This is a genomic window from Kluyvera sp. 142486 (genome assembly GCF_046569695.1).
Taxonomy (GTDB): domain Bacteria; phylum Pseudomonadota; class Gammaproteobacteria; order Enterobacterales; family Enterobacteriaceae; genus Kluyvera.
Genome location: NZ_JBKHUI010000004.1, coordinates 250323 through 268597 on the forward strand (window position 1 = coordinate 250323; position 18275 = coordinate 268597).

General features: G+C 57.0%; 14 protein-coding genes. 10 read left to right on the forward strand and 4 right to left on the reverse strand.

The window, feature by feature from the left end; genetic code table 11:
• The first annotated feature begins 94 nt into the window (after positions 1–94).
• Positions 95–1576: a dipeptide permease DtpD gene (gene dtpD / locus ACLGE8_RS06945; protein WP_185669341.1), complete on the forward strand. Its 1482-nt coding sequence runs from the start codon at positions 95–97 to the stop codon at positions 1574–1576.
• Between the two features lie 60 nt (positions 1577–1636).
• On the opposite strand, the gene phrB is transcribed toward dtpD, so the two are convergent.
• Together phrB and ACLGE8_RS06955 are read right to left on the reverse strand one after the other, a co-directional pair.
• Positions 1637–3058, reverse strand: a complete 1422-nt coding sequence (gene phrB, locus ACLGE8_RS06950) for a deoxyribodipyrimidine photo-lyase (RefSeq protein ID WP_410997440.1) — start codon at positions 3056–3058, stop codon at positions 1637–1639.
• A gap of 228 nt (positions 3059–3286) precedes the next feature.
• Positions 3287–3493 (reverse strand): YbfA family protein, encoded by a 207-nt coding sequence (locus ACLGE8_RS06955; RefSeq protein ID WP_410997441.1) that lies wholly within the window; start codon positions 3491–3493, stop codon positions 3287–3289.
• A 306-nt stretch (positions 3494–3799) separates the two neighbouring features.
• Here ACLGE8_RS06955 and kdpF point away from each other — a divergent pair, with 306 nt between their 5' ends.
• The 9 genes from kdpF (at position 3800) to potE (ending at position 15847) form a co-directional block, all read left to right on the forward strand.
• Positions 3800–3889, forward strand: a complete 90-nt coding sequence (gene kdpF / locus ACLGE8_RS06960) for a K(+)-transporting ATPase subunit F (RefSeq protein WP_035892707.1) — start codon at positions 3800–3802, stop codon at positions 3887–3889.
• Positions 3889–5568 carry a potassium-transporting ATPase subunit KdpA gene (gene kdpA / locus ACLGE8_RS06965; RefSeq protein WP_410997443.1) on the forward strand — a complete coding sequence of 560 codons (1680 nt, stop codon included), beginning with the start codon at positions 3889–3891 and terminating at the stop codon, positions 5566–5568. Before kdpF ends, kdpA begins: the two co-directional genes overlap by 1 nt.
• Positions 5569–5588: 20 nt before the next feature.
• On the forward strand, positions 5589–7637 hold the full coding sequence (gene kdpB, locus ACLGE8_RS06970; protein WP_410997445.1) for a potassium-transporting ATPase subunit KdpB: 2049 nt from the start codon (positions 5589–5591) through the stop codon (positions 7635–7637).
• 10 nt (positions 7638–7647) lie between these two features.
• Positions 7648–8223 (forward strand): potassium-transporting ATPase subunit KdpC, encoded by a 576-nt coding sequence (gene kdpC, locus ACLGE8_RS06975; RefSeq protein ID WP_410997447.1) that lies wholly within the window; start codon positions 7648–7650, stop codon positions 8221–8223.
• A 2-nt stretch (positions 8224–8225) separates the two neighbouring features.
• A complete protein-coding gene (gene kdpD, locus ACLGE8_RS06980) occupies positions 8226–10913 on the forward strand; it encodes a two-component system sensor histidine kinase KdpD (RefSeq protein ID WP_410997546.1) in 2688 nt (895 codons plus the stop codon).
• Positions 10910–11587 (forward strand): two-component system response regulator KdpE, encoded by a 678-nt coding sequence (gene kdpE / locus ACLGE8_RS06985; RefSeq protein WP_410997449.1) that lies wholly within the window; start codon positions 10910–10912, stop codon positions 11585–11587. The genes kdpD and kdpE overlap by 4 nt, the downstream gene beginning before the upstream one ends.
• Before the next feature lie 278 nt (positions 11588–11865).
• Positions 11866–11970, forward strand: coding sequence for a leader peptide SpeFL (gene speFL / locus ACLGE8_RS06990; RefSeq protein WP_106875989.1), 105 nt, complete (start codon positions 11866–11868; stop codon positions 11968–11970).
• Between the two features lie 368 nt (positions 11971–12338).
• A complete protein-coding gene (speF, locus tag ACLGE8_RS06995) occupies positions 12339–14534 on the forward strand; it encodes an ornithine decarboxylase SpeF (protein WP_410997451.1) in 2196 nt (731 codons plus the stop codon).
• Complete coding sequence (potE, locus tag ACLGE8_RS07000) at positions 14531–15847, forward strand: putrescine-ornithine antiporter (protein WP_410997453.1); 1317 nt, start codon at positions 14531–14533, stop codon at positions 15845–15847. The genes speF and potE overlap by 4 nt, the downstream gene beginning before the upstream one ends.
• Before the next feature lie 161 nt (positions 15848–16008).
• On the opposite strand, the gene pgm is transcribed toward potE, so the two are convergent.
• Both pgm and seqA read right to left on the reverse strand, forming a co-directional pair.
• Complete coding sequence (gene pgm, locus ACLGE8_RS07005; protein ID WP_410997455.1) at positions 16009–17649, reverse strand: phosphoglucomutase (alpha-D-glucose-1,6-bisphosphate-dependent); 1641 nt, start codon at positions 17647–17649, stop codon at positions 16009–16011.
• 38 nt (positions 17650–17687) lie between these two features.
• Positions 17688–18260 (reverse strand): replication initiation negative regulator SeqA, encoded by a 573-nt coding sequence (gene seqA / locus ACLGE8_RS07010; protein WP_410997457.1) that lies wholly within the window; start codon positions 18258–18260, stop codon positions 17688–17690.
• Between the last annotated feature and the right edge of the window lie 15 nt (positions 18261–18275).

An 18275-nucleotide genomic window follows, 5' to 3' on the forward strand; every position in this document is an offset into this window, starting at 1 on the left:
TTACAAAGATAATACGATTCTCTTCGTATTATTACATAAATGAAACAAAGCCTTGCGTAGCGTGATGTTGCCGGGTTTCGAGGTCAAATGTGCAATGAATAAATCACAATCGCAGCCAAAGGCAATTTACTACGTCGTCGCGCTGCAAATTTGGGAATACTTTAGTTTCTATGGCATGCGCGCGCTGCTGATCCTGTATCTCACCAATCAACTGAAATACAACGACACCCACGCTTACGAGCTGTTCAGCGCCTACTGTTCATTAGTTTATGTGACGCCAATCCTCGGCGGCTATCTGGCGGACAAAGTCCTCGGCAACCGCATGGCGGTCATGCTGGGCGCGCTGCTGATGGTTATCGGCCATATGGTGCTCGGGGCCAGCGAAGTGGCACCGATGTTCCTGTACCTGTCGCTGGCGATTATCGTCTGCGGCTACGGGCTGTTTAAGTCGAACATCAGCTGCCTGCTGGGCGAGCTCTATGAACCTACCGACCCACGTCGCGATGGCGGTTTCTCGCTGCTTTATGCGGCAGGTAACGTCGGCTCTATCGTCGCCCCTATCGCCTGTGGTTTCGCCCAGGAACAGTATAGCTGGGCAATGGGCTTCACCCTTGCCGCGGTAGGTATGCTGGCGGGTCTGGTTATCTTTATCAGCGGCCGCCGCCACTTTGCCCACACCGCCGGTGTGAACAAAGAAGTGCTGTGCGCGAAGAAATTCCTGCTGCCGAACTGGGGCTGGCTGCTGGTTCTGCTGGTCGTTGCACCGTTGTTTATCACCGTACTGTTCTGGAAAGAGTGGTCGGTCTATGCGCTGATCGTCGCCTCTATCATCGGCCTGGTGGTGCTGGCAAAAATTTATCGTCGAGCAGAAACCGCCGAGCAGCGTAAAGACCTGCGTCTGATTGTCGTGCTGACCTTCTTCAGCCTGCTGTTCTGGGCGTTTGCTCAGCAGGGCGGCAGCTCCATCAGCCTCTATATCGACCGTTTCGTTAATCGTAATGTGCTGGGTTATGAAGTGCCGACTGCGATGTTCCAATCGGTGAACGCCTTTGCCGTGATGTTGTGCGGGATCGTGCTGGCCTGGCTGATTAAAGAAAAAGTGACCAACAACCGCGATCTGCGCCTGTGGGGCAAATACGCGCTGGGCCTTGGCCTGATGAGCGCAGGCTTCTGCATTCTGACCCTGAGCGCACGTCTGTCCGCAAGCTACGGCCACTCCTCCATGCCGCTGATGCTGCTGGGGCTGTCGGTGATGGGCTTTGCCGAGCTGTTTATCGACCCGGTGGCAATGTCGCAGATCACCCGCATCCAGATCCCGGGTGTCACCGGCGTGCTGACCGGCATCTATATGCTGCTCTCCGGGGCGGTGGCAAACTACGTGGCGGGGATTATTGCCGACCAGACCTCTCAGGGTTCGTTCGACTCTGCAGGCGCGGTGGATTACTCCATCAACGCCTACATTGATGTGTTCAGCGAAATCACCTGGGGCGCGCTGGCCTGCGTCGCCGTGGTGCTGGTTATCTGGCTGTACCATTCGATGAAAGTCCGCTCCCGCCGCCTGGCAGCAGAAGCGTAACAACATCCTGTAACCCGGACGAGGCGCGCCAGCGCCGACTCCGGGATTTCCTCCCGCCTATCACACCTCGTTCTTTTTCGCCGCTTCATAGGCAGCAAGCGTCGCCACCCTCGCCTCAGCGTGATCGACAATCGGTCGCGGATAGTGAATCTCAATGCCCTGCTTTTCTGCCCACCCCCATGGCTGGTGAATCGCCTTATCCGGCACCTCGGCTAATTCCGGTAACCACTCGCGGATAAACGCCCCACGCTTATCAAAGCGCTCGCCCTGCGTTGTGGGGTTGAAGATACGAAAATAGGGCGCCGCATCCGTTCCGGTTGAGGCCGCCCACTGCCAGCCGCCGTTGTTAGCCGCCAGACAACCGTCCACCAGCTGCGACATAAAGTAGCGTTCGCCCTGCCGCCAATCGATCAGCAAATCTTTAACCAGGAAGCTGGCAACAATCATCCGTAGCCGGTTATGCATCCAGCCGGTTGCATTAAGCTGCCGCATCGCCGCATCGACAATCGGGTAGCCGGTACGTCCTTCTTGCCAGGCGATAAGCGCTTCCGACGGCTCACGCCAGCGCACGCGATCGGTCCAGTCGATAAACGGGCGATGTTTGCAGAGCCGGGGATAATAAGTCATCAGGTGGCGGTAAAACTCGCGCCAAATAAGTTCGTTCAGCCAGACGCTGCCCGCCCCCCCGTTCAGCACCTCTGGCTGTTCTGCCAGAAGTCGGTACAGGCACTGGCGAGGTGAAAGCACGCCGACCGTGAGACAAGCCGACAGGCGGCTGGTGCCTTCAATTGATGGGAAGTCACGCTGGGCCTCATATTCACCCGCCCCTTCCTGACAAAAACGGCGAAGCTGGCCAATCGCCGCCTTTTCATCGGACGGAAATAGCGCCGGGTCAAACGGCTGCTGGGGATAGTGAAAATGGATTGTTGTTGAGTCGGCCTCCGCCGAAGCAAGACGCGCCTCGGGGGCGCGGACGCATTCGGGCATATGCTCTTTTAAGCGCCGCAGCCAGGCGTTTTTATACGGCGTAAACACTTTATACATTTCGTGATTGCCGGTCATCACCGCGCCGGGCGGCAGGATCACGCTGTCATCAAAGCCCTGACACACCGTGTCGGTCAGCGCTCGCTCTACGGCGGCGTCGCGCTGACGCTCGTTGAATTCGTACTGGTAGTTATAAAAAAGCTGCGTCACCTTGTGCTGCTGGCAGACCGTTTTAACCCCCTCGACGCTGGCGGCAAAATCGGCTACTTCGAGAAAAATCAGCGGGATATTTTTCTCAGCCAGGGCCAGACGCAGCGCGTTCAACTGGGCTGCAATATAGGCAGCCTGACGGGGAGCCATGTTGTGCGCGGCCCACTGTTCAGGGGTGGCGATAAACAATGCCAGCACCCGCGCATTGGGATCGCGGCAGGCGGCAGCAAGGGCAAAATTGTCGTGCAGTCGGAGATCGGCGCGAAACCAGACCAGATGGGTGGGCATATGTATCCTGAATGTATTTGTCTAATACATTCATATTACACAATTATTCGGCAACGCGCGGCCCGACTGCCTGATAGAGCTGTAACCGGCAGGCCGGATAAAGCGTTTACGCTGCCATCCGGCAATGTGCGGCTCGGCTGCCTGATGGCGCTGCGCTTATCAGGCCTACAAAACAAAAAACCGCCCCTTTGCAGGAGCGGTTCCGTTTATTCATTTACCGCGACACTATCAATAGAAGTCGCAGGCGGCCTCTTCAGCCTGTGCCATCCATACCGGCTTATCGCTGGTCTTCGACCAGACGCGGTGCAGGTAGCTGTAGAAGCGGGCGCGGTCTTTCCAGAACAGCATCACCGGTAATGCGACGATCCCCGCCACCACGGCGAAAGTACGACGTAACAATATGATGTGTGCAGGATATTTTCTATACAGGTCCATATTCTCTCCCCTAAGTTGGCCGGCAACGCACGCCGGAAAATGAAGCTCAGTAATCTGACTAAAAGAGTACCGTTATTTGTGTAATTTTACTACTCATCCGACCACTAATTTTTGTGCATTTAGTGTTTATTTACATTCACGCCGTAACTTAGTTACGTGATTGTTAAATTAATACTAACCATTAGTTAAATTGTGGATTACGGTCATTTTTATACTTTTTTTACACCCTGCCATTCTATTTTTGCGAAATCTTTGCACCCAAAAACCTACGCTTAGCGCATCAACTGAACCATCCGGAGGTGGATTGTGACTACAGGCGTAATAGCCGGCACGGTGCTGGTGTTCCTGTTACTGGCGTATCTGGTTTATGCCCTTTTCAAGGCGGAGGCGCTGTAATGGCTGCTCAAGGATTTTTACTCGTTGCCAGCTTTCTGCTGGTGCTGTTTGTTCTCGCCCGCCCGCTTGGCAAAGTACTGGCCGGGATGATTAACAACACGCCACTGCCGGGGCTTGCCCGCTGTGAAAGCGGGCTCTGGCGCGTCATGGGCATTTCCGGCCAGGAGATGAGCTGGGGGAGATATACCATTGCCATCCTGCTGCTAAACCTGGTCGGGTTGCTGGTGCTGTTCGCCATGCTGATGCTGCAGGGCGTGCTGCCGCTGAACCCTCAAAACCTTCCGGGGCTGTCATGGCATCTGGCGCTCAATACCGCCGTTAGCTTTGTCAGCAACACCAACTGGCAATCCTATAGCGGTGAAACCACCCTGAGCTACTTCAGCCAGATGGCGGGCCTGACGGTGCAGAACTTCCTCTCTGCTGCCACCGGGATTGCCGTGCTGTTTGCCCTGGTGCGTGCTTTTGCCCGCCATAGCGTGAACACGCTGGGCAACGCGTGGGTCGATATCACCCGCATCACGCTGTGGCTGCTGCTGCCCATTTCCCTGCTGCTGGCACTGTTCTTCATCCAGCAAGGCGCGTTGCAAAACTTCCTGTCCTACCAGCCGTTTACCACTATTGAGGGCGCGCATCAGTTGCTGCCAATGGGGCCGGTTGCTTCGCAGGAAGCCATTAAAATGCTCGGCACCAACGGCGGCGGCTTCTTTAACGCCAACTCCTCACATCCGTTTGAGAACCCGACGGCGCTGACCAACTTTGTGCAGATGCTGGCGATTTTCCTCATCCCCGCCGCGCTGTGTTTTGCCTTTGGCGAAGCGGTGGGTGATAACCGTCAGGGCCGCGCCATCCTATGGGCAATGACGCTTATTTTCATCATCTGCGTCGCGGTGGTGATGTGGGCTGAAACCCGCGGTAACCCGCACCTGCTGGCCTTCGGTGCCGACAGCAGTATCAATATGGAAGGTAAAGAGAGCCGCTTTGGCATTCTTGCCAGCAGCCTTTACGCCGTGGTGACCACCGCCGCCTCCTGCGGTGCAGTCAACGCGATGCACGACTCCTTTACTGCGCTCGGCGGCATGATCCCGCTGTGGCTGATGCAGATTGGTGAGGTGGTGTTCGGCGGCGTCGGTTCTGGCCTCTACGGCATGCTGCTGTTCGTCCTGCTGGCGGTCTTTATCGCCGGGCTGATGATTGGCCGCACCCCGGAATACCTCGGTAAAAAAATCGACGTGCCGGAGATGAAGATGACCGCGCTGGCGATTCTGGTCACTCCGACGTTAGTGCTACTGGGCACGGCGCTGGCGATGATGACCGATGCAGGTCGCAGTGCGATGGCGAACCCCGGTTCGCACGGCTTTAGCGAAGTGCTGTACGCCGTGTCGTCGGCGGCAAACAACAACGGTAGCGCCTTTGCCGGCCTTAGCGCCAACACGCCGTTCTGGAACTGTCTGCTGGCCGCGTGCATGTTCTTCGGCCGCTTCGGGGTGATTGTGCCGGTGCTGGCGATTGCCGGTTCGCTGGTGAGCAAAAAAATTCAGCCCACCACCCCAGGCACCCTGGCGACCCACGATGCGCTGTTTATCGGCCTGCTGATGGGGACCGTGCTGCTGGTCGGCGCCCTGACCTTTATTCCCGCGCTGGCGATTGGCCCTGTTGCGGAACATCTTTCCCTGTTTTGAGTGATGCGGAGCTATTGGTTATGAGTCGTAAACAACTGGCCCTGTTCGAACCCTCTCTGGTTCGCCAGGCGTTGATCGATGCCGTAAAAAAACTGAGCCCGACCATTCAGTGGCGCAACCCGGTGATGTTTATCGTCTGGGTAGGCAGCGTGCTCACCAGCGCACTGGCCGTCGCCATGGCGCTAGGAACCCTGCCCGGTAATGCGTGGTTCAGCGGTGCTATCGCGCTGTGGCTGTGGTTTACCGTGCTGTTCGCCAACTTTGCCGAAGCGATGGCGGAAGGCCGCAGCAAAGCACAGGCCAACAGCCTGAAAGGGGTGAAGAAAACGGCGTTTGCCCGTAAGTTGCGCGAGGCCCGCTACGGGGCCGCGATGGATCACGTCCCGGCAGACGAGTTGCGTAAAGGCGACGTCGTGCTGGTGGAAGCCGGGGATATCATTCCCTGTGACGGCGAAGTGATTGAGGGCGGCGCGTCGGTGGACGAAAGCGCCATTACCGGCGAATCTGCGCCGGTTATCCGTGAGTCCGGCGGCGACTTTGCCTCGGTGACCGGCGGGACGCGCATCCTCTCCGACTGGCTGGTCGTGCGCTGCAGCGTAAACCCTGGCGAAACCTTCCTTGACCGGATGATCGCCATGGTCGAAGGTGCGCAGCGTCGTAAGACACCTAACGAGATTGCCCTGACCATTCTGTTAGTCGCGCTGACTATCGTGTTCCTGCTGGCTACCGCCACCATCTGGCCGTTCTCGGCCTGGAGCGGCACGCCGATTAGCGTCACCGTGCTGGTCGCCCTGCTGGTGTGCTTGATTCCGACCACCATCGGCGGCCTGCTTTCCGCCATCGGCGTGGCCGGGATGAGCCGGATGCTCGGCGCCAACGTGATCGCCACCAGCGGTCGAGCGGTAGAAGCCGCCGGCGACGTGGACGTACTGCTGCTGGATAAAACCGGCACCATCACCCTCGGCAACCGTCAGGCTTCCCAGTTCCTGCCAGCCGATGGCGTGGACGAAAAAACGCTGGCCGATGCTGCGCAACTCTCATCGCTGGCGGACGAAACGCCGGAAGGCCGCAGCATCGTGGTGCTGGCTAAACAACGCTTCAATCTGCGCGAGCGGGATTTGCAAACGCTGCACGCCACCTTTGTGCCGTTTACCGCCCAAAGCCGTATGAGCGGGATCAACATTGACAACCGACTGATCCGCAAAGGCTCCGTCGATGCCATTCGCCGACATATCGAGAGCAACGGCGGCAGCTTCCCGCAGGACGTGGAGCAAAAAGTAGAAAGCGTTGCCCGCCTGGGCGCTACCCCGCTGGTGGTGGCCGAAGGCGCGCGGGTGCTGGGCGTTATTTCGCTGAAAGATATCGTTAAAGGCGGCATTAAAGAACGCTTCGCGCAGCTGCGCAAAATGGGTATCAAGACGGTGATGATCACTGGCGACAACCGCCTCACCGCCGCCGCCATCGCCGCCGAAGCGGGCGTGGATGACTTCCTGGCCGAAGCCACGCCGGAGGCAAAACTGGCGCTGATTCGTCAGTATCAGTCCGAAGGCCGCATGGTGGCGATGACCGGCGACGGCACCAACGATGCCCCGGCGCTGGCGCAGGCCGACGTGGCGGTGGCGATGAACTCCGGGACCCAGGCGGCGAAAGAGGCTGGCAACATGGTGGATCTGGACTCGAACCCCACCAAGCTGATTGAAGTGGTGCATATCGGTAAACAGATGCTGATGACCCGTGGTTCCCTGACCACCTTCAGTATCGCCAACGACGTCGCCAAATACTTCGCCATTATTCCGGCGGCGTTCGCAGCAAGCTGGCCGCAGCTGGGCGTGCTCAACATCATGCACCTGCACTCGCCAAACTCGGCAATCCTGAGCGCGGTGATCTTCAACGCCCTGATCATTGTCTTCCTGTTGCCGCTGGCGTTGAAAGGGGTGAGCTACCGTCCACTCTCCGCCTCGGCGATGCTGCGCCGTAACCTATGGATTTACGGTGCAGGTGGTCTGGTTGTGCCATTTATCGGCATTAAAGCTATCGATTTACTGCTGACCCTGTTGGGTCTGGTCTGAGGAAATAGACATGTCTGCATTACGTCCTGCTATCGTGATTTTTCTGTTCCTGGCGCTTATCACTGGGGGGCTCTACCCGCTGCTGACTACCGCGCTGGGGCAGTGGTTCTTTCCGGCGCAGTCGGGAGGGTCGTTGATTATCGAAAACCATGAGATTCGCGGATCGTACCTGATCGGGCAGAACTTTACCGATCCCCGCTATTTCCAGGGCCGTCCATCGGCGACATCAGACTCCCCGGATAACCCGATGGCATCCGGCGGTAGCAACCTGGCGGGCAGCAACCCGGCGCTGGATAAACTGTTTACTGACCGCATCACCGCCCTGCGTGCCGCTAACCCGAATGCCAGCCGCGAGGTCCCGGTGGAACTGGTTACCGCCTCCGCCAGCGGACTGGACCCTAACCTGACGCCAGCCGCCGCGCTGTGGCAGGTACCGCGTATCGCCAAAGCGCGCAACGTCCCGGCAGAGTGGCTGCGTAAAGAGGTAGAAGCCGCCACACATTCTCCGCTGCTCGGCTTTCTCGGACAACCTGTGGTAAATATTACTAAGCTGAATATGGCGCTGGATGCCCACAAGGATAACTGATGATGACCGACGAGCCGCTGCGTCCCAACCCGGATCGCCTTCTGGAACAAGCCGCTGAAGCCCACCGTGGCAAGCTGAAGATTTTCTTCGGTGCCTGCGCCGGCGTGGGGAAAACCTGGGCGATGCTGGCCGAGGCGCAGCGTCTGCGGTCGCAAGGGCTGGATATTCTGGCGGGCGTAGTGGAGACGCACGGGCGTGAGGAGACTGCCGCGATGCTCAGCGGTCTCACCCTTCTGCCGCCAAAGCGTAGCGCCTATCGCGGCCGCTACGTTTATGAGTTCGACCTTGATGCCGCCCTCGCCCGCCGTCCGGCACTGGTGTTGATGGACGAGCTGGCGCACAGCAATGCGCCCGGCTCGCGCCACCCGAAGCGCTGGCAGGACATTGATGAACTGCTGGAGGCGGGCATCGATGTTTTCACCACCGTTAACGTTCAGCACCTGGAAAGCCTCAACGATATTGTCAGCGGCGTCACCGGCATTCAGGTGCGTGAAACGGTACCCGACCCCTTTTTCGATGCTGCCGATGAGGTGGTGCTGGTCGACCTTCCCCCGGACGATCTGCGCCAGCGCCTGAACGAAGGTAAGGTCTATCTTGCCGGGCAGGCCGAACGCGCCATCGAGAACTTTTTCCGCAAAGGCAACCTGATTGCCCTGCGTGAACTGGCGCTGCGCCGCACAGCCGACCGTGTGGACGATCAGATGCGCGCCTGGCGCGATGGACAGGGGCAAGAAAAAGTCTGGCACACCCGCGATGCCATTTTGCTGTGCATCGGCCACCACAGCGGCAGCGAAAAGCTGGTACGTTCTGCCGCCCGACTGGCGGCCCGCCTTGGCAGCGCCTGGCATGCCGTCTATGTGGAAACCCCGACCCTACACCGCCTGCCAGAGCCGCAGCGCCGGGCCATTCTCAACGCCTTGCGCCTGGCGCAGGAGTTAGGCGCCGAAACGGCCACGCTTTCTGAGCCATCGGAAGAGGCGGCGGTGATCCGCTACGCGCGCGAGCACAACCTCGGCAAAATCGTGATTGGTCGCCAGAAAAAACGTCACTGGTGGCGAGGCGAACGCTTTGGCGAACGAATTTCCCGCCATGCGCCAGAGCTGGATCTGCTGGTCGTCGGCGTTGATGAATCGCCCCTTCCCCTGCCGGAGCGGGCGCGCGATCAGCGTCCATTTATGGATAAGTGGCGGGTGCAGATTCGCGGCTGCCTGGTGGCGCTGGGTCTGTGCGCCGGTATTACGCTGATTGCCGATCAATGGCTGATGGCCTTTGAGGCCGCCAACCTGGTGATGCTGTATCTGCTGGGCGTGGTGATCGTCGCGCTGTTTTACGGCCGCTGGCCGTCGGTGCTCGCCACGGTGATTAACGTAGTCAGCTTCGATCTCTTTTTCATTGCCCCGCGCGGGACGCTCGCCGTCTCCGACGTGCAGTATCTGCTCACCTTTGGCGTGATGCTCACCGTGGGTCTGGTTATCGGTAATCTCACCGCGGGCGTGCGCTATCAGGCGCGCGTGGCCCGCTATCGCGAACAGCGCACCCGTCATCTCTATGAAATGTCCAAAGCGCTTGCCGTGGGCCGCAACGCTTACGATATCGCCCACACCTGCGAGCAGTACATTCGCAGCACTTTCCACGCGTGCAGCCAGGTGCTGATGCCGGATGAGCAGGGAAAGCTGACGTCGCTGACCCATCAGGACGGTATGACACCGTTGGATGACGCCATCGCCCACTGGAGCTTTGATAAAGGGCTACCGGCCGGGGCGGGAACCGATACTCTGCCCGGCGTACCGTACCTGATCCTGCCGCTACGTAGCGCCGATAAAACTCACGGGCTTATCGTGGTCGAGCCCAATAACCTGCGTCAGCTGATGATCCCAGAGCAGCAGCGCCTGCTGGAAACCTTCACCCTGCTGGTTGCCAGCGCGCTGGAGCGCCTGGCGTTGACCGAAAGTGAGGAACAATCGCGGCTTATCAGCGCCCGCGAAAGCCTGCGCAACTCCCTGCTGGCCGCGCTTTCTCACGATCTACGTACGCCGCTGACGGTACTGTTTGGCCAGGCGGAAATCCTGACGCTTGACCTTGCCAGCAGCGGCTCGCCGTACGCCCCGCAGGCCAACGAAATTCGCCAGCACGTGCTCAATACCACGCGACTGGTAAACAATTTGCTGGATATGGCGCGTCTGCAGTCGGGCGGCTTTAATTTGAATAAAGAGTGGCTGACGCTCGAAGAAGTGGTCGGCAGCGCGCTGCGCATGCTGGAGCCGAGCCTTAACGGTCGGCATATCGCCCTCTCCCTGCCCGACCCGCTGATGCTGGTCCACATCGACGGCCCACTGTTTGAACGCGTGCTGATTAACCTGCTGGAAAACGCCGTGAAGTATGCCGGTCACGACGCCGGGATAGGTATCGCCGCCGTCACCAAAGATGACCATCTGCTGCTCGACGTCTGGGACAGCGGTCCGGGCATTCCCGGTGGGCAGGAAGAACATATTTTTGCCAAGTTTACCCGTGGGCATAAAGAGTCTGCGATCCCCGGCGTCGGGCTGGGGCTGGCGATCTGCCAGGCGATTGTCGATATTCACGGCGGGACGCTCACCGCCAGCAACCGCCCGGAAGGCGGCGCCTGTTTTCGTGTTACACTTCCGTTAGAACAACCACCTGAACTTGATGAGGGACACGACGGCCTGTGACCAGCGTTTTAATTGTTGAAGATGAACAAGCCATCCGCCGTTTTCTGCGCACCGCGCTGGAGGCTGAAGACCTGCGCGTTTTTGACGCCCCTACGCTCCAGCGAGGCCTGCTGGAAGCCGCCACGCGCAAGCCTGACCTGATCATTCTCGACCTCGGCCTTCCCGACGGTGACGGGCTGGATTTTATCCGCGACATTCGTCAGTGGAGCCCGGTACCGATTATTGTGCTGTCGGCGCGCAGCGAAGAGAGCGATAAGATTGCCGCGCTTGATGCGGGCGCGGATGACTACCTCAGTAAGCCGTTTGGCATTGGCGAGTTACAGGCTCGTCTTCGCGTTGCGCTACGCCGCCATGCGGGCAGCCAGCCAAATGACCCTATCGTGAACTTTTCAGATACCACCGTCGACCTCGCCGCGCGTCGTATCACACGCGGCGGCGAAGAGATCCACTTGACCCCGATTGAATTTCGTCTGCTGGCGGTGTTGCTCAACAACGCGGGAAAAGTGCTCACCCAGCGCCAGTTGCTTAACCAGGTCTGGGGACCCAATGCCGTAGAACATAGTCACTATTTGCGCATTTATATGGGTCACCTTCGCCAGAAGCTGGAAATAGATCCCGCGCGCCCTCAGCATTTATTAACCGAAACCGGAATTGGCTATCGGTTTATGTTGTGAATACTTATTCATAATCACTCGTTTCTTCATTTATTATTTCACCGCAATATTAACTATACGCCGCAAAATATTACCGCGGCGTCACCATCCTTATTTAAACTAAATATTAAACAGCTCATTTACAATATTGAAACAAAACAGCATTTAATCCTGGCATCACTCCTACCAATAATGGAAAATTTCATTATTGATCTTGTTATGTTGATCATCCTCACAGTTTTAAGACCATTCAGAGATAAAATGACTCCGCCATAAGATATTCATCGAAGGTATACGAAATGGAAAACAATAACCGATTGATGCCTCATATTCGACGGACAACACATATTATGATGTTTGCCCATCGCAATAGTTTCGATTTTCACTTCTTTAACGCCCGATAAGTCTCCCGACTTCGGGCGCCTCGCAGTTATTCCCTGCTAATACGGGCTTACGCCTGTAGCCAGCGCTCGCTCTGACAAACCTATACCCTAAACAATTCGAGTTACAGGAAGGCGGCAAGGGAGTGAATCCCAATGAGCTTACTCTAGTAAGTGATTCGGGTGAACGCGCACAGCCAACGCACCTACAACTTGAAGTCTGACGGGTATAAAGCTTCCGGCCACCGGACCGGCTGGGTTTGCCACATTCAAAAAAAGCTCACGCCCTGACGTTATTGTCAGCGAGATCGTTTTGCTTTTTTTCCGGCGATATCAATTTCTCATTCGGGAAATTGAGGGACTGCTATTACCTAAAAATAAAGAGATGAAAAATGTCTGAATTAAAAATTGCCGTAAGCCGTACTTGCCCGGACTGTTTTACTACCCAGCGTAGTATTATCAATACCTGCGACACTCACTTTATTGATGTTGCTGCTGCCGTATTATCTATTGAAGACGTTGAGTGCGGTAAACTCGATGAAATAGACGCCACGGGTTATAACCTGCCAGTATTTATTGCTATTAATAAAGACCAAATTGTTCCCGCCGAATATCTCTCACGTATTCAAGGGGTATTTGAGCATGACGAAACCCGCAACGACTTCTATGGTCGCCAGCTGGAATCGGCGGCACACAAGTATGAAGTGAATCTGCGTCCACCATTCTTTAGCGCGCTGGTCGATTACGTCGCGCAGGGTAACAGCGCGTTTGACTGCCCGGGGCATCAGGGTGGTGAATTCTTCCGTCGCCACCCTTCCGGCAACCAGTTTGTTGAATACTTTGGCGAAACCCTGTTCCGCTCTGACCTTTGCAACGCCGACGTGGCAATGGGTGACCTGCTGATCCACGAAGGCGCGCCGTGCATTGCGCAGCAGCACGCGGCCAAAGTGTTTAACGCTGATAAAACCTACTTCGTCCTGAACGGCACCTCTTCTTCAAACAAAGTGGTGCTGAATGCCCTGCTCACCCCGGGCGACCTGGTGCTGTTTGACCGTAACAACCACAAATCCAACCACCACGGCGCACTGTTACAGGCGGGTGCCACGCCAATTTATCTGGAAACCGCACGTAACCCGTACGGCTTTATTGGCGGTATCGATGCCCACTGCTTTGAAGAAAGCTATCTGCGTGAACTGATTGCCGAAGTCGCGCCAAACCGCGCGCGTAATCAGCGTCCGTTCCGCCTGGCGGTCATTCAGCTCGGCACCTACGACGGCACGATTTATAACGCCCGTCAGGTGGTTGATAAAATTGGTCATCTTTGCGACTACATTCTGTTCGACTCCGCTTGGGTCGGCTACGAACAGTTTATTCCGATGATGGCCGACTGCTCGCCGCTGCTGCTTGAACTCAACGAAAACGATCCAGGGATTCTGGTCACGCAATCCGTTCACAAACAGCAGGCGGGCTTCTCTCAGACCTCGCAGATCCACAAGAAGGATAGCCATATCAAAGGCCAGCAGCGCTATGTTCCGCATAAACGTCTCAATAACGCCTTTATGATGCACGCCTCCACCAGCCCGTTCTACCCGCTGTTTGCTGCGCTGGACGTTAACGCCCGCATGCACGAAGGTCAGGCAGGCCGCAATATGTGGATGGACTGCGTCTCCAACGGTATCGAAGCGCGTAAGCTGATCCTCGACAACTGCCACCATATTCGTCCGTTCGTGCCAGCCGACATTGACGGTAAACCATGGCAGTCATGGCCGACCGAGAGCATCGCTAACGATCTGCGTTTCTTCCACTTTGTTCCAGGCGAGCGCTGGCACGGTTTTGAAGGCTATGCCGAGCATCAGTACTTTGTCGACCCATGCAAACTGCTGCTGACCACGCCGGGCATCAACGGTGAAGGTGAATATGACACCTTTGGTGTACCGGCCACCATTCTGGCGAACTACCTGCGTGAACACGGCGTGGTACCGGAAAAATGCGACCTCAACTCCATCCTGTTCCTGCTGACGCCAGCGGAAGATATGGCCAAGCTGCAGCAGCTTGTGGCCCTGCTGGTACGTTTCGAAACGCTGCTGGAAGCCGATGCGCCGCTGCAAGAGGTGCTGCCATCGCTCTACGGCCAGCATAAAGACCGCTACGCGGGTTACACCCTGCGCCAGCTGTGTCAGGAAATGCACGATCTGTACGCTCGCCACAACGTGAAACAGCTGCAAAAAGAGATGTTCCGTAAGTCACACTTCCCACGCGTCAGCATGAACCCGCAGGATGCCAACTACGCTTATCTTCGTGGTCAGGTTGAGCTGGTGCCGCTGTCGATGGCGGAAGGCAAAATCGCCGCCGAAGGTGCTCTGCCGTATCCTCCAGGCGTGCTGTGCGTTGTTCCTGGTGAAATCTGGGGTGACTCCGTTCTGCGTTACTTCAAAGCGCTGGAAGAAGGCATCAACCTGCTGCCGGGCTTCGCGCCAGAGCTGCAAGGGGTTTATATCCAGGAGCACGACGGCCGCAAAGAAGTGTGGTGCAACGTGATTGAGACTCAGCAGCCGCAGCCTGCCCTGCTGAAAGGGGAGAAATTATGAGCAAAGCCAACAATAAGATGGGTGTTGTTCAGCTCACCATCCTGACGATGGTGAACATGATGGGCTCCGGGATTATCATGCTGCCCACCAAACTCGCTGAAGTCGGCACCATCTCCATTATCTCCTGGCTGGTCACCGCCGTCGGTTCGATGGCGCTGGCCTGGGCCTTTGCAAAATGCGGGATGTTCAGTAAGAAATCCGGCGGCATGGGCGGCTATGCGGAGTATGCCTTTGGTAAGTCGGGCAACTTTATGGCCAACTATACTTACGGGGTTTCGCTGTTGATTGCCAACGTCGCTATCGCGATTTCGGCAGTGGGTTACGGCACCGAGCTGTTCGGTGCCGCACTGAGCCCGGTGCAGATCGGGCTCGCCACCATCGGCGTGCTGTGGATCTGTACCGTGGCTAACTTCGGTGGTGCGCGTATTACCGGGCAGATCAGCAGCATCACGGTATGGGGGGTCATTATTCCGGTGGTTGGTCTGTGCATTATCGGCTGGTACTGGTTCAGCCCAACGATGTACGTCGAATCCTGGAACCCGCACCACGTGCCGTTCTTTAGCGCCGTCGGTTCTTCTATTGCGATGACGCTGTGGGCATTCCTCGGTCTGGAATCTGCCTGCGCCAACGCCGAAGTGGTAGAAAACCCGGAACGTAACGTGCCGATCGCCGTGCTCGGCGGGACGCTTGGGGCGGCGGTGATTTACATCATCTCTACCAACGTGATTGCCGGTATCGTGCCAAACATGGATCTGGCCAACTCCACCGCGCCGTTCGGTCTGGCCTTCGCGCAGATGTTCACCCCAGAAGTCGGGAAAGTGATCATGGCGTTGATGGTGATGTCCTGCTGCGGTTCGCTGCTCGGCTGGCAGTTCACTATTGCCCAGGTGTTCAAATCCTCGGCGGACGAAGGCTACTTCCCGAAAATCTTCTCTCGCGTCAGCAGTGCCGACGCGCCGGTTCAAGGGATGCTGGTTATCGTGGTGATTCAGTCAGGGCTGTCGTTGATGACCATTAGCCCGTCGCTGAACAATCAGTTCAACGTGCTGGTGAACCTGGCGGTGGTGACCAATATTATTCCTTACATTCTGTCGATGGCGGCGTTGGTCATTATTCAACGTATGGCTAACGTGCCGATGAACAAAGCGCGCGTCGCCAACTTCGTGGCATTTATTGGGGCAATGTATAGCTTCTATGCGCTCTACTCTTCCGGCGAAGAAGCGATGCTGTACGGTTCCATCGTCACGTTCCTCGGTTGGACGCTGTACGGTCTGGTGTCACCGCGGTTTGAATTGAAGAATAAGCACAGTTAAGTCTGTGCTGGTGTTGCCGGATGGCGCTTCGCTTATCCGGCCTACAACGACCACAATGATGGGTTGCGTGTAGCCCGGGTGAGGTATTTATGCCGACCCCGGAGCAGCACGAAACCCATAAAAAAGGGAGCCATTCGGCTCCCTTTTTCTTACCCAATCACTCAGGCGTTTTTCAGCACTTCGCTGACAATCTCTACCGCTTCTTTCTCAATCTGCTTACGGTGTTCAGCACCGAGGAAGCTTTCGCAGTAAATCTTGTAGGCATCTTCGGTGCCAGATGGACGCGCCGCGAACCAGCCGTTGTCGGTCATCACTTTCAGACCGCCGATAGAAGCCCCGTTACCCGGTGCCGCCGTCAGACGTGCGGTAATCGGGTCACCCGCCAGCGTGCTGGCGCTCACCATTTCTGGAGAGAGCTTAGACAGCGCCGCTTTCTGTGCGGAAGTTGCGCTGGCCTGCAGACGGTTGTAGCTTGGCGCACCGAAACGGGCAGCCAGTTCGTTGTAGTGCTCCTGCGGGTTCTTACCGGTGACGGCGGTGATTTCCGCTGCCAGCAGGCACATGATGATCCCGTCTTTATCGGTAGACCACGGCGTACCGTCGAAGCGCAGGAAGGAAGCACCCGCGCTCTCTTCGCCGCCGAAACCGAAGCTGCCGTCGAACAGACCGTCAACGAACCATTTAAAGCCAACCGGCACTTCTACCAGCTTACGGCCCAAATCGTTCACCACGCGGTCAATCATTGCAGAAGAGACCAGCGTTTTACCCACGGCGACATCTTTGCCCCACTGCGGGCGATGCTGGAACAGGTAGTTGATCGCTACCGCCAGATAGTGGTTCGGGTTCATCAGGCCAGCCGGCGTGACGATACCGTGACGGTCATAGTCCGGGTCGTTGGCAAACGCCAGATCGAACTTATCGCGCAGCGCCAGCAGCCCCGCCATCGCGCACTCGGAGGAGCAGTCCATACGGATCGCGCCATCTTTATCGAGGTGCATAAAGCGGAAGGTCTGGTCAACGTGATCGTTCACGATGGTCAGGTTCAGGTTGTAGTGCTTGGCGATACGCTTCCAGTATTCGATACCAGAGCCACCCAGTGGGTCAACGCCCAGGGTCAGCCCAGCTTTCTGGATAGCGGCCATATCGACGATATCCGCCAGCCCTTCAATAAACGGCTGAACCAGATCGACTGCTTTCACGTGACCGGAAGCCAGCGCAGCGTCGTAAGCAATGCGCTTCACGCCCGCCAGGTCGGCTGCCAGCAGCGCATTCGCGCGGTCTTCAACCACTTTGGTGACGTTGGTATCAGCCGGGCCACCGTTTGGTGGGTTGTACTTGATGCCGCCGTCTTCCGGTGGGTTGTGGGATGGCGTAATCACGATCCCATCGGCCAGCTTACCGCCTTTTTTGTTGTGTACCAGGATAGCGTTGGATACCGCCGGAGTCGGCGTAAAGCCATTGTCTTCCTGAACAATGACATCCACCCCGTTTGCTGCCAGCACTTCGAGAACGGAGATAAACGCCGGCTCAGAGAGCGCGTGAGTATCCTTCCCGACATAGCATGGGCCCGTAATTCCATTTTTCGCGCGCTCTTCCGCGATCGCCTGAGCAATGGCCAGAATATGCTTTTCGTTGAAGCTGTGACGACCCGCGCTCCCACGGTGGCCGGATGTACCGAACTTCACCGCATGTTCCGGGTTGCTCACGTCAGGCTGCAGCACGTAGTACTGAGCCGTCAGTTGGGCGACGTTGATCAAATCACTCTGCTGTGCAGGTTGTCCTGCACGGGTATGGTTTGCCATTGCCTGGTCCTTCTTATGCAAGGGTTAGATTGTCAGTATTAGATAGTACCGCAAACCTTCTCAATCAATTCCGTTGGGAATTGCATTGATTGCATGATGTGTTCGACCATGCTGCATTTACGGCCTGTATTAGTATTGGTAATGACCCAGTATGGCGTATCCGGAACCTGTTTTGGTTTTGTCTGGTTGCCGTTTTTGAGCAGAGTCTGCTCATCAGCAGCAAAATAGACGCGGGTACGCCCGTGAAGGGATTCGGTAGCTTCGGCAAACGCCTTGTTGTCCAGAGCGTACAGCGTGGTCAGTACCAGCATGAAGCGGTTAACCGCTTTCTTCTGTTCTGCATACTCATCAGAGAGCAGCAGCTCACGCATAGCACGAACTTTATCTTTGGCGGTTTTTACCGTTTTCACGTCAGCAACGGGAGCAGCAGCCGGGGCCGGAGCGGGAGCCGGTTCTGCTTTGACGACCGGCGCAGCGGCAGCAGCCACGGGCTGGGAAGCGGCGGAGAATTTCAGCATACGCCGTAAAATGTCGGACGCGCTCTCGCCAATGTGCAGAGTGTGAGCCGCAATATAGCGATAGAGCTCGTCATCAACTTCGATCGTTTTCATCTTAATCCGGTGCGA